The organism is Cryobacterium sp. MP_3.1 (assembly GCF_035984795.1).
In the GTDB taxonomy this organism is placed as follows: domain Bacteria; phylum Actinomycetota; class Actinomycetes; order Actinomycetales; family Microbacteriaceae; genus Cryobacterium; species Cryobacterium zongtaii.
Window position 1 is genome coordinate 1 of record NZ_JAXCHV010000030.1, and the last position, 12,239, is coordinate 12,239.

The 12,239-nt window shown below is 66.8% G+C and carries 11 protein-coding genes; 1 reads left to right on the forward strand and 10 read right to left on the reverse strand.

Features of this window, described 5'->3' with window-relative positions; translation table 11 throughout:
* Nucleotides 1-811: HNH endonuclease signature motif containing protein (locus RCH12_RS15255; protein ID WP_327017428.1), on the forward strand; the 811-nt coding region annotated here is incomplete at its 5' end.
* A 39-nt stretch (nt 812-850) separates the two neighbouring features.
* Here the strand turns inward: RCH12_RS15255 and dnaE are convergent.
* From dnaE to murC, 10 genes are all read right to left on the reverse strand, one after another.
* On the reverse strand, nt 851-4,318 hold the full coding sequence (gene dnaE, locus RCH12_RS15260) for a DNA polymerase III subunit alpha (protein ID WP_442784582.1): 3,468 nt from the start codon (nt 4,316-4,318) through the stop codon (nt 851-853).
* Between the two features lie 152 nt (nt 4,319-4,470).
* Nucleotides 4,471-5,391, reverse strand: coding sequence for an RluA family pseudouridine synthase (locus RCH12_RS15265; RefSeq protein WP_327017430.1), 921 nt, complete (start codon nt 5,389-5,391; stop codon nt 4,471-4,473).
* An 8-nt stretch (nt 5,392-5,399) separates the two neighbouring features.
* A complete protein-coding gene (lspA, locus tag RCH12_RS15270) occupies nt 5,400-5,993 on the reverse strand; it encodes a signal peptidase II (protein WP_327017431.1) in 594 nt (197 codons plus the stop codon).
* The gene (locus RCH12_RS15275) at nt 5,983-6,663 is read right to left on the reverse strand and encodes a DivIVA domain-containing protein (RefSeq protein ID WP_088456067.1); all 681 of its coding nucleotides are present in this window, start codon (nt 6,661-6,663) and stop codon (nt 5,983-5,985) included. Before RCH12_RS15275 ends, lspA begins: the two co-directional genes overlap by 11 nt.
* Before the next feature lie 136 nt (nt 6,664-6,799).
* Nucleotides 6,800-7,096 carry a YggT family protein gene (locus RCH12_RS15280; RefSeq protein WP_088456066.1) on the reverse strand — a complete coding sequence of 99 codons (297 nt, stop codon included), beginning with the start codon at nt 7,094-7,096 and terminating at the stop codon, nt 6,800-6,802.
* Nucleotides 7,097-7,102: 6 nt separating this feature from the next.
* Nucleotides 7,103-7,597 carry a cell division protein SepF gene (locus RCH12_RS15285; RefSeq protein WP_088456065.1) on the reverse strand — a complete coding sequence of 165 codons (495 nt, stop codon included), beginning with the start codon at nt 7,595-7,597 and terminating at the stop codon, nt 7,103-7,105.
* Between the two features lie 19 nt (nt 7,598-7,616).
* A complete protein-coding gene (locus tag RCH12_RS15290) occupies nt 7,617-8,339 on the reverse strand; it encodes a YggS family pyridoxal phosphate-dependent enzyme (RefSeq protein ID WP_327017432.1) in 723 nt (240 codons plus the stop codon).
* A complete protein-coding gene (gene ftsZ, locus RCH12_RS15295; RefSeq protein ID WP_103431720.1) occupies nt 8,339-9,526 on the reverse strand; it encodes a cell division protein FtsZ in 1,188 nt (395 codons plus the stop codon). The genes RCH12_RS15290 and ftsZ overlap by 1 nt, the downstream gene beginning before the upstream one ends.
* 138 nt (nt 9,527-9,664) lie before the next feature.
* On the reverse strand, nt 9,665-10,786 hold the full coding sequence (locus RCH12_RS15300; RefSeq protein ID WP_327017433.1) for an FtsQ-type POTRA domain-containing protein: 1,122 nt from the start codon (nt 10,784-10,786) through the stop codon (nt 9,665-9,667).
* Between the two features lie 22 nt (nt 10,787-10,808).
* Nucleotides 10,809-12,221: a UDP-N-acetylmuramate--L-alanine ligase gene (gene murC / locus RCH12_RS15305; protein ID WP_327017434.1), complete on the reverse strand. Its 1,413-nt coding sequence runs from the start codon at nt 12,219-12,221 to the stop codon at nt 10,809-10,811.
* Nucleotides 12,222-12,239: the final 18 nt, after the last annotated feature.

The window sequence follows — 12,239 nt, forward strand, 5'->3', positions numbered from 1 at the left end:
GGCCGTGAAGCTCAAACACCTCGGCGATCCCGCGCCTTCGGGGAACACCGCGTCCGACACCGCCGGCAGCGGAAGCGGCACCGCATTCGGCCTCCCCCCAGACGCCACGGAAGAGCTCCCGACCCGCACCCTCGACCAGCTCCGCGCCGACATCACCGCCGCCCTGCTGCTGGACGGCATCACGCCCGACGGGATGGGCGCCGGCATCCGCGGCACGGTGATGGTCACCGTGCCCGTGCTCACTCTGCTGGGGTTGGACGAGGACCCCGCCACCCTCGAAGTGTACGGGCCGATCTCCCCGGAGGTCGCACGGGAGATCGCCGGGCACGCACCGAGCTTCACCCGGCTGCTGACCCACCCGGAAACCGGGGTGGTGCTCTCACTGGGAAAGACCCAGCACAAGAACACCAAGGCCATGAAAAAGTACCTGCGGGTGCGCGATGAAACCTGCCGGTTCCCGGGCTGCTCGCGTCCCGCGGTGACCAGCGACGTCGATCACACCGACCCCTGGGCCGGTGGCGGCAACACCGACTGCGACAACCTCGCCCACCTCTGCGAACCCCACCACCGGCTCAAACACCTCAGCCACTGGCGGGTGACCCAGGAACCCGGCGGGGTCCTGCATTGGACTTCCCCCGGGAAACGCAGCTACCGCACCGACCCGGCGAACCCGATCGGCCCACCCCGGCCACAGCCACCGGTGATGGGGCCGAAGACCCGGAGGCGGCCCGACGACGAGAGCTACCTGATGCCCCGGCCGCGGCCGACCCGGCACCCGACACCGCCGGTGCCCGAGAACCCGCCGTTCTGACCGGGCCTCCGCCCGAATCCAGCTGGAGCGGGCAGAGGGTCAAGTCAGGCAGTACGGGCCCAGGAGGCTCTTGAGTTCGCCGAAGAGGTCGGCGGTCACGGTGACCCGGCTCGGCAGCTCGAAGACGCGGGCGGTGTCTCCCTTGATCAACTTCAGGCGCACCTCTGAGGTGCCGCCGTGTCTCTTGAGCACCTCGCCGAGCTGGGTGACGGTATCCGTGGTGGCTCGCGCTTCGAACAGGGTGATCGACAGGGTGCCGTGATCGGACGCCTGCCCGAGCTCGGGCGCGAAAATGCTGTAGGCGTGCAGGTTCATGCCGTCATCGCGCATGCTCACCCGGCCGCGCACCACCACGACGGAGTCGCTGACGAGGTCCAGGGAGAACTCCTGGTACGCCTTGCCCATGAACATGACGTCGATCTCGCCGCCGAAGTCCTCGACCGAGATGATGCCGTACTGGTTGCCCGACTTCTTGGCGATGCGGTGCTGCACATTGGTGATGAGGCCGGCCACGGTGACGGTATCGGCATCCTGGGTGTGCTCGGAACTGATCAGATCGGTGATCGTTGTGCTGGCGTGCTTGGCCAGCGGAATCTCGAGGCCTGCCAGTGGGTGATCGGAGACATAGAGGCCGAGCATGTCGCGCTCCAATGCGAGCTTCTCCTTCTTGCTCCACTCCGGCCGGTCCGGCACCTGATCGGTCTCCTGCGGATCGTCGAAGAGGCTGTCGAAGTCGAATCCGACCATGCCGTGCGACTCGTCACGCTTGATCTTGACGGCGGAGTCGACGGCGCCCTCGTGGATCTCGAACATGGCGCGGCGGGTGGCTCCGAGGGAGTCGAAGGCGCCGGACTTGATCAGGGACTCGACGGTGCGCTTGTTGGTGACCTGGAGCGGGACCTTGCGAAGGAAATCGTGGAACGACTCGAAGTCGCCCTTCTCGGTGCGGGCGGCCCGGATGGCTTCCACCACGTTGAAACCGACGTTACGAACAGCGCCCAGGCCGAAGCGGATGTCGGTGCCGACAGCAGCGAAGAAGCCGATCGACTCGTTGACATCCGGCGGCAGCACCTGGATGCCCATCCGGCGGCACTCGTTGAGGTACAGCGCCAGCTTGTCGCGGGCATCGCCGACACTGGTGAGCAGGGCGGCCATGTACTCGGCCGGATAGTGCGCCTTGAGGTACGCGGTCCAGTAGGACAGCACACCGTAGGCCGCCGAGTGGGCCTTGTTGAAGGCGTAGTCAGAGAACGGTAGAAGGATGTTCCAGACGGTGGTAATGGCTTCCATTGAGTAGCCGTTGGCTATCATTCCGCCGGAGAAGCCCTCGAACTGCTTGTCCAGCTCCGACTTCTTCTTCTTGCCCATCGCGCGTCGCAGCAGGTCGGCCTGACCCAGGGTGAAGCCGGCCAGCTTCTGCGCGATCGACATCACCTGCTCTTGATAGACGATGAGGCCGTAGGTTCCGCCGATGATGTCCTTGAGGGGCTCCTCGAGCTCCTTGTGGATCGGGATGATCTCCTGCTGACCGGTCTTCCGCAGCGCGTAGTTGGTGTGCGAGTTGGCGCCCATGGGGCCGGGCCGGTAGAGCGCGATGACGGCGGAGATGTCTTCGAAGTTGTCGGGCTTCATGCTGCGCAGGAGAGCGCGCATCGGGCCGCCGTCCAGCTGGAACACCCCGAGGGTGTCGCCGCGGGCGAGCAGTTCGTAGGCGAGCACGTCATCGAGGTCGAGGTCTTCGAGCACCGGGCGGTGGCCACGGTTCGCTTCGATGTTGTCGAGGGTGTCGTCGATGATGGTGAGGTTGCGCAGCCCCAGGAAGTCCATCTTGATCAGGCCCAAGCTCTCGCAGGCCGGGTAGTCGAACTGCGTGACGATCTGGCCGTCGGCCTCGCGGCGCATGATCGGGATGATGTCGATGAGCGGGTCGGAGGACATGATCACGCCGGCGGCGTGCACACCCCACTGGCGCTTGAGGTTCTCGATGCCGAGCGCGGTGTCGAAGACCGTGCGCGCCTCGGCATCCGTCTCGATGACGGCGCGGAAGTCGCCGGCCTCACGGTAGCGGGGGTGGTCCTTGTCGAACATGCCGGTGAGCGGCATGTCCTTGCCCATGATGGGCTGCGGCATGGCCTTGGTGAGCTTGTCGCCCATGCCGAACGGGAAGCCCAGGACCCGGCTGGAGTCCTTCAGCGCCTGCTTGGCCTTGATGGTGCCGTAGGTGACGATCTGCGCGACGCGCTCGGAGCCGTACTTCTCGGTGACGTAGTGGATGACCTCGCCGCGGCGACGATCGTCGAAGTCGACGTCGAAGTCGGGCATGGAGACGCGGTCGGGATTGAGGAATCGCTCGAAGATCAGGCCGTGCACCAGCGGGTCGAGGTCGGTGATGCCCATGGCGTACGCGACCATCGACCCGGCGCCGGAGCCACGACCTGGGCCGACCCTGATGCCGTTCTCCTTGGACCAGTTGATGAAGTCGGCGACGACCAGGAAGTAGCCGGGGAAGCCCATCTGGGTGATGACTCCGACTTCGTAGTCGGCCTGCTTGCGCACCGCCGCCGTGATGCCGTTCGGATAGCGACGGATGAGGCCGAGTTCGGTCTCCTTGATGAACCAGCTTTCCTCGTTCTCGCCCTCAGGGGTGGGGAACCGGGGCATGTAGTTGGCCGAGGTGTTGAACTTGACCTCGCACCGCTCGGCGATGAGCAGGGTGTTGTCGCACGCCTCCGGGTTGTCCCGGAACAGGTGGCGCATCTCGGCGGCGGTCTTGAGGTAGAACTCGTTCGAGTCGAACTTGAACCGGTTGGGGTCGTCCAGGGTGGATGCCGACTGCACGCAGAGCAGCGCCGCGTGCGCTGTCGCGTCGTGCGCGTGGGTGTAGTGCAGGTCGTTGGTCGCCACCAGCGGCAGATCGAGTTCCTTGGCCAACGTGAGTAGGTCCGTCATGGTGCGGCGCTCGATGTCGATGCCGTGGTCCATGATCTCGCAGAAGAAGTTGTCCTTCCCGAAGATGTCCCTCAGCTCCCCCGCGGCCTGCCTGGCCTCGTCGTACTGGCCGAGCCGGAGACGGGTCTGCACCTCGCCACCCACGCATCCGGTCGTACCGATCAGACCCTTGGAATAGGTGCTGAGCAGTTCGCGGTCCATTCGCGGCTTGAAGTAGTAGCCCTCCAGCGACGCGAGGGACGAGAGCCTGAACAGGTTGTGCATTCCCTCGGTGTTCTCCGAGAGCAGGGTCATGTGGGTGTACGCCCCGCTACCGCCGACATCGTCGCGGTTCTGGGCGTTGGTGCCCCAGCGCACCCGGGTCTTGTCGCGACGGTCGGTGCCCGGCGTGATGTATGCCTCGGTGCCGATGATCGGCTTGATCCCGGCATCCGTGGCAGTCTTCCAGAAATCGAACGCGCCGAACACGTTGCCGTGGTCGGTGACGGCGATGGCCGGCATCTTCTGTTCGGCGGCCGCCGCGATCAACGGTTTGACCCGCGCGGCGCCGTCGAGCATGGAGTACTCGCTGTGCACGTGGAGGTGGACGAACGAATCATTCTGCGGCGACACGACTGCTCCAGCTGCTCTGGGGTTTATCTGATGACGAAGTGGGGGTGCTGGTCTTCCAGCCTAAGCGCCGGAGGACGCCCTGCCCTGATTAACGCGGCCTAGTCGCCGCGCAGTATGCGCAGAGCGTTGGCCAGGTCGTCTGGGTACTCGGCGTTGAAGGTGACCCATTCGCCGCTGGTCGGGTGTTCGAAGGAGAGTTGCTTGGCGACCAGCCACTGCCGGGTGAGGCCGAGCCTGGCCGAGATCTTCGCGTCGGCACCGTACATGGCGTCGCCGACACACGGATGCCGCTGGGCGGCCATGTGCACCCGGATCTGGTGGGTACGACCGGTCTCCAGATGCACCTCGAGCAGGGACGCGGAGGGGAAGGCTTCCAGGGTCTCGTAGTGAGTGACGGAGTCCTTGCCTCCGGCGATCACAGCGAACTTCCAGTCGGAGCGCGGGTGGCGCCCGATCGGCGCGTCGATGGTGCCGCTGGACGGGTCCGGGTGGCCCTGCACGACGGCGTGGTAGATCTTGTCGACCTCGCGGTCGTGGAAGGCCCGTTTGAGGTGCGTGTACGCGTGTTCGGACTTCGCGACGACCATGAGGCCGCTCGTCCCGACGTCGAGACGGTGCACGATGCCGGCCCGTTCGGACGCACCGGAGGTGGCGATGCGGTAGCCGGCGGCGGCGAGGGCGCCCAGCACCGTCGGGCCGGTCCAGCCCACGCTGGGGTGCGCCGCGACGCCGGATGGCTTGTTGACGACGACGATGTCGTCGTCGTCGTGCACGATCGTGAGATCGGGTACCGCGATGGGCACGATGACGAGGTCCTGCTTGGGCGCCCAGCTCACGTCGAGCCACGCCCCGGCGCGCAGCTTGTCCGACTTGCCGACCACGACCCCGTCCTGGGTGACCCCGTCGGACTCGGCGATTTCGGCCGCGAAGCTGCGGGAGAAGCCGAACAGCTTGGCGATGCCCGCGTCAACGCGTACACCGTCCAAACCGTCGGGCAGGGGAAGGGCTCGGTTTTCCATGATGCCGTTCAGTTGGAGGGGGTGAGGGGCGCGGCGCTAGCGGCGGGCACGGTGCTGACGGCCGGTTCGGCGGCATCCGGGTCGGATGTCGGTGTGCGACGGCCGTCGAGGCCGATGCCACGCAGGGTGAGCAGCATGAAGAGCGCCATGCTCACCACGATGCAGCAGTCCGCGATGTTGTAGATGGCCGGCATCATCCACGGGGTGTAAATGAAATCTACGACGTGCCCGAGGCCGAAAGACGGCTCCCGGAACAGTCGGTCGGTCAGGTTGCCGAGCACTCCGCCGAGCAGGAGACCGAAAACGATCGCCCACAGGCTCGAGCGGATGCGTGGGGCGAACCACACGACAAACACGACGACACCGGCCGCAATGAGTGAGAACACCCAGGTGAGGCCGGTGGCGAAGGAGAAGGCCGCGCCGGGGTTCCGGATGAAGTGCAGTTGAAGCACATCACCCAGAACCCGGGCGGTCTGACCCTCTGTCATCGAGCTGACGACGAGGGCCTTGCTGATCTGATCAAACGCGTACCCGCCCACGGCCACGAGGGCCAGGACGATACGTGCGCGGTAACTGACCTTCGAGGGGTTGTTACGCGCCAAAGCCCTGGAAGCTCGCCTTCGGCGAGTTGCCCGAGTCCTTGCCCGCACCCGCGCCGACGGGCGACGTGGAGTCGAGGTCGCGCAGCTGACCCTCGATGTAGCTCTTCAGCTTCTGGCGGTATTCGCGCTCGAAGGTGCGCAGTTCCTCGATCTTGTTCTCGAGCACGGCACGCTCCTTGTCGAGGACGTTGATCTGGGCGCGCTGCTTGGCTTCGGACTCCGCGATCACGCGGGCAGCCGTGGCGTGGCCCTCAGCGATCAGGGCGTCGCGCTTCTCGGCGCCTTCCTTGACGTGCTCCTCGTGCAGGCGGCGGGCCAGCTGCAACAGGTTCGTCGTGCCGGCGGTCTCGTCGATCGGCTCGGCAACCGGCGCCGGGGCGACGGGTGCTGCAGCGACGGGCTCGGGCACGACGGCAGCGACGGGCTCTGCGACGGGCTCAGGAGTGTTGACGGGCTCAGCGGTCTTGGCCGCAGCGGCACTGACCGGAGCAGCAGGTGCGACCTCGCCGCCGGAGAGACGGGCCTTGAGGTCCTCGTTCTCCTGGGTCAGGCGTCGCAGCTCGACAACGACCTCGTCGAGGAAGTCGTCAACCTCGTCCTGGTCATATCCCTCGCGGAACTTGGTCGACTGAAACCTCTTGTTGACTACATCTTCCGGAGTTAGCGCCATGGCTTTCCACCTCAAAACTTAATTGCGAACAGTTGTGCGAACACGTGCTTACGACCAACTGGCACTCGGTGTTGTACCGGGCCGGTTGGCCGTCATCGATCAAGAATACATGCCGAGGCCCTGGTGAGGCTGCGTGTCAGAACCGAATCGCCGTAATCCACATGCCGATGATGCAGCACAGCATGGTCAGGCTCCAGCCAAAATCGAACGCGATCGGGCCGACGCGGAGCGGCGGGAAGATCCGACGGAAGAAATTGATCGGCGGGTCGGTGAGCGTGTAGACCAGCTCAATGAGAACCAGGACGAACCCGTGCGGCCGCCACGACCTGTTGATTCCCCGGACGAGGTCGACGATGAATCGGCCCCACATGACGAAGAAGTACAGCAGCAGGAAGTAGTACGCGATCCCCAGGACCAGGTTGACTACGGACACGTCGGGTTATGACTGAGCGAAGAAGGAGGAATCGGCGTCCCCCTCCTCGACGGCGTTGTCGCCGGAGATGACGACGTGCGACGGCGACAGCAGGAAGACCTTGGCCGTTACGCGCTCGATCTTGCCGTAGAGGCCCTGGGACAGGCCGCTGGCGAAGTCGATGAGACGGCGAGCATCGGCATCGCTCATCTGGGAGAGGTTGATGATGACCGGGATTCCATCACGGAAGGACTCGGCGATCACCTGCGCGTCGCGGTACTGGCGCGGGTGGACGGTAAGGATCTCGTTCATTTCGGACACGACAACATTCTTGGGGGTGGAGGTCTTGTGCAACGGCGTGACCGGTGCGCGGCCGGCGTTCGCCGGAGCAGCGTGGGACGACGCCACATGGGCTGACTGGGTGGGGAGAGTGGAGACGGGAGCCGCTGCCGGCGCCTCATATTCCAGCTCTTCGTCTGCCAGACCCAGGTAGACCATGGTTTTCTTGAGCGGGTTGGACATCTCGACCTCCGTGTTGGTATTACGACGTTTTCAGATTAACCGCTGCCGGGCGATTCCCGGTGATTGCGGTGCCAATTCGCAGGTGTGTCGCGCCTTCGGCGATGGCGGCCGCGTAGTCCTGGGACATTCCCATCGACAGGTACCTGGCGTCGGGAGCGATGCCGCGCATCTGGGCGCCCAGCTCGCTGACCAGGGCGAAGGAGCGCTTCGGTTCCGCGCCGAGCGGCGCGACGGCCATGAGCCCGAGCAGCCGGAGGCCCGGGGCCGACAGAACCCGCTCCACCAACGGTGCGAGGTCCGGAATCGACACCCCGCCCCTGGCCGGGTCCTCGGTGAGGTTGACCTGCACGAAGCAGTCCACCTCGGCACCGGCCTCGACGGCGCCGGCGTGCTCCGCCACCGGGGCGGCAAGGCCGGTCACGAGCGACTCCCGGTCCACCGAGTGGATCACCGACGAGTAGGCCCGCACCTGGCGGGCCTTCTTACCCTGCACCTGACCGACGAAGTGCCAGCGGATGCCGGCTCCGGCCAGTTCGGCCGCCTTGGCCTGGGCCTCCTGGTGCCTGCTCTCGCCGAGGTCCCGCACCCCGAGCTCGAGGAGCTCACGGATCAGGGACACCGGTTGGAACTTGGTCACCACGACCGTGGTGATGTCGTCCACCGAGCGACCGGCGAGCCGTGCGGCGTCGGCTATGCCGCCGCGCACGTTCGCCAGCCGTTGGGCGAGGTCCGGTTCGCTCATTACTTCAGGAAATCGGGGATGTCCAGGTCGTCTGAATCGTCCTCGAAGGCCGGGTCGGCGACCGGAGTGCTCGCAGCGGGGTCGCTGGACCACACCGAGCCGCTGGGCTCGGCGACCGGGGCGTTGTCTGCTGCGGCAGAGGCACCCGCGATGGCGCCGGAGGCGCCACCGGAGACTCCCGCTGCCACACCGGCAGCGACCAGGTCGGAACGACGGACCTCAGCGACCTTGGCACCGGGCTCACCGCCGTCGAAACCCGCGGCGATGACGGTGACGCGCACCTCGTCACCGAGGGTGTCGTCGATGACGGCACCGAAGATGATGTTGGCTTCGGGGTGCACGGCCTCCTGGACCAGGCGGGCGGCGTCGTTGATCTCGAAGATGCCGAGGTTCGAGCCACCCTGGATGGAGAGCAGCACGCCGTGGGCGCCATCGATCGACGCCTCGAGCAGAGGAGAGGCCACGGCGAGTTCCGCCGCCTTGATGGCCCGGTCCGCTCCGCGCGAGGAACCGATGCCCATGAGGGCGGAGCCGGCTCCCTGCATGACCGACTTGACGTCGGCGAAGTCGAGGTTGATCAGGCCGGGGGTGGTGATCAGGTCGGTAATTCCCTGCACGCCGGCGAGGAGCACCTGGTCGGCGGTGGCGAAGGCCTCGAGCATGCTGATGCCGCGGTCGCTGATTTCCAGCAGGCGGTCGTTCGGCACGACGATGAGGGTGTCGACCTCGTTCTTGAGCGAGGCGACACCGGTCTCGGCCTGAGCCTGACGACGCTTGCCCTCGAAGCCGAACGGCTTGGTGACAACACCGATGGTCAGGGCGCCGATGGACTTGGCGATCCGGGCGACGACGGGGGCGCCACCGGTACCGGTGCCGCCGCCTTCGCCGGCGGTGACGAAGACCATGTCGGCTCCGGCCAGCGCTTCTTCGATTTCCTCGGCGTGGTCCTCGGCGGCGCGACGGCCGACCTCGGGGTCCGCTCCGGCGCCGAGACCCCTGGTGAGGTCGCGGCCGACGTCGAGCTTGACGTCTGCATCGCTCATCAGGAGTGCCTGGGCATCCGTATTGATGGCGATGAATTCGACCCCTCGGAGGCCGAGCTCGATCATGCGGTTGACGGCGTTCACGCCGCCGCCGCCAATTCCAACAACCTTGATGACTGCTAGGTAGTTCTGATTAGTTGACACGTCCGGCCTCCGGTGGAACCCTAAACCTCTACTCGAGGCTTAAAGTTATTCTGAGTATGCAATTCTAAATTCGAAGTTAGGTGCCACCGCGGATGGCTTGGGGAGGCGCGCCCGCGTGTCGCGAATACCCGGTCGGTTTCAGCGAACGACGGCGCTGTCCGGCGATGACACGTCGTATTCGGTCACGCTGCCGACGGGGTGGCTCACGAGTAGGGCCGCCAGAACGAGCGCCTTGTACTCGCTGCGCTCAGCGTTTCCCCACAGGACCCGCGCTCCCCCACCCAGGGTGAGCGTCACATCGTCCTTGGTGGCGGCTGTCACGCTGTCCAACTGGCCGCGGATGCCCTCCGGCAGTGCTCCGACCACGGCGACCGCGGCCTGGAAACCGGCACCGCTGGCACCACCGGCGGCGTCGATGAGTGGGTAGCCCTGCGGCCGGTCCGGTCCGCTCTGAATGACCACACCGGCCGCGTCGACGAGGTCGAAGCCGGCGGCGGACGTGATCGCGCCGACGGGCTCCCGTTCGACGATGCGCACCACGAGGGTATCCGGCGGTCGGCTCTCCGTGACGTAGCTGCGGATGAGGCTGAATTCACTCAGTTGCCCCTTCACCTCGGCGAGGTCGAGGAGCGGCAGCGGGGTACCCAGCTGCCCCTCGAGTGCCTGCGCCACGTCGGCGGCCGGGATGCGGTTGGTTCCGGTGATCTCGATGGTGCGCAACGCCATCAGCGGGGAGAACACGCCGACCAGGACGAAGGCCACCAGGGCGAGCACGGTGCCGCCGGCTGCGAGCCAGAGATTCCGGCGGTGGCGGGAGCGGGAGGTGAAGCGACGCACCTCGTTGCGCTCGTACTGCTTCCGGGCACGCCGAGCCGCTCGCAGCCGGGACCGGGCCGCTCGCGCGGTCAGCGGGGGCTCCTGTCTCAACGTTTCTGGAGTCGACGTCTCCGGAGCGTCCCGTGCGGCGGCGGCCTTGACGCCGCGTTTGGGCAGACTGAAGCCGCCCGGGCGCCGCCGTTTCGTGGGGGCATCTGTCGCCGGGGTGTCGGACGCAGCGCCGGCCGGCAGGACGATGGGCTCGGTCAGCGCCTCAGGCTCGGCACGGGTGGGCGCGGCGCCGGGGCCGGCAGCCGGCCGTTGAGGCCCGCGGGCAGGCTGCTGGCGCGGCTCAGGGGCAGGCGGCGGTGTCGTCGCAGCTGGTTTCGCTGCAGCGGGCTTCGGTGCCGTTGGTCGCGCCGCAGGGCCTGCGGGACGCTTCATGCGTGAGCGCCTGGACGGTGACTCATCCGCGCGTACCCGCCGCCGACTCATCGGCGAGAGATTCGAGCAGCTGCGGAACGATGCGGTACACGTCTCCACAGCCCAGTGTCACGACGAAGTCGCCGTCTCTGGCGATGGTGCCGAGGTAGTCGGCAGCATCCTGCCACTCGGGGATGTAGGCGACGTGGGCCGGGTCCTGGAAGCGTTCGGAGACCAGCGCACCGGTCACGCCGGGTTCGGGGTCTTCCCGGGCGCCGTAGACCGCCAGCACGATGGTCTCGTCGGCGTATTTCTCCAGGGTGTCGGCGAATTCCTGGGCGAACAGCCGGGTGCGGCTGTACAGGTGCGGCTGGTGCACGGCGATGATCCGGCCGGCGCCGACCACCGTGCGTGCGGCGGCCAGCGCCGCGGCGACCTCGGTGGGGTGGTGGGCATAGTCGTCGTAGACGCTCACACCGCGCACGGTGCCGTGCAGCTCGAACCGGCGCTCGGTGCCGCCGAACGCCGAGATCGCCGCCAGGGAGGCGGCCGGCTCGAAGCCGAGCCCCACGAGCACGGCGAAGGCGCCCGCCGCGTTGATGGCGTTGTGCCGGCCGGGGATGCGCAGGGTGGCGGAGTAATCGACGCCATCCCAGGTCACGGTGAAACTCACCGGTCCGCTGGTGCCGATGGAGTGCACCCGCGCCGTGGCGCCCTCGGCCTCGCCGAAGGTGATGATGCGCTTGTCGGTGAGCCGGGCGGTGACGTGCACGGCGCCGGGGTCGTCCGAGGAGACCACGACGAATTCGTCGGCGTTCTGGGCGAATTCGACGAAGGCCGCTTCGAAGGCCTCGAGCGAGCCGTAGTGGTCGAGGTGGTCCGGGTCGACGTTGGTGATCAGCGCAACGCCGGTGTTGTAGAGCAGGAACGAGCCGTCGGACTCGTCGGCCTCCACGACGAAGAGGTCGTCGGCGCCGCTGCCGGCGCTGACGCCGAGCGATTCGATCACCCCGCCGTTGACAAAACTGGGGTCCTGGCCGAGGCCGAGCAGGCCGGTGACGATCATGCCCGTCGAGGTGGTCTTGCCGTGGGCGCCGGCGACCGAGACAAGCCGGTGCGAGCGGATCAGCCAGGCCAGCGCCTGGGACCTGTGCAGCACCGGGAGACCGCGTTCGGTGGCGAGGACGTACTCCGGGTTGTCCTGCCAGAGTGCGCCGGTGACGACGAGGCTGTCCGCATCGCCGACGTTGGCCGCGTCGTGACCGATGGTGATGGTCGCGCCCAGCTCGCGGAGCGCGTGCACATTGTCGGAGTCGCGCGAGTCTGACCCGGTCACGGTGTGGCCCGCGGCCAGGAACAGTCGGGCGATGCCGCTCATTCCCGAGCCGCCGATGCCCACGAAGTGCACAGTGCCGAGGTCTTCGGGAACTATCAGGGTCAGGTCAGGCTTGATCACGTGAAGGTCTTTCTGGCT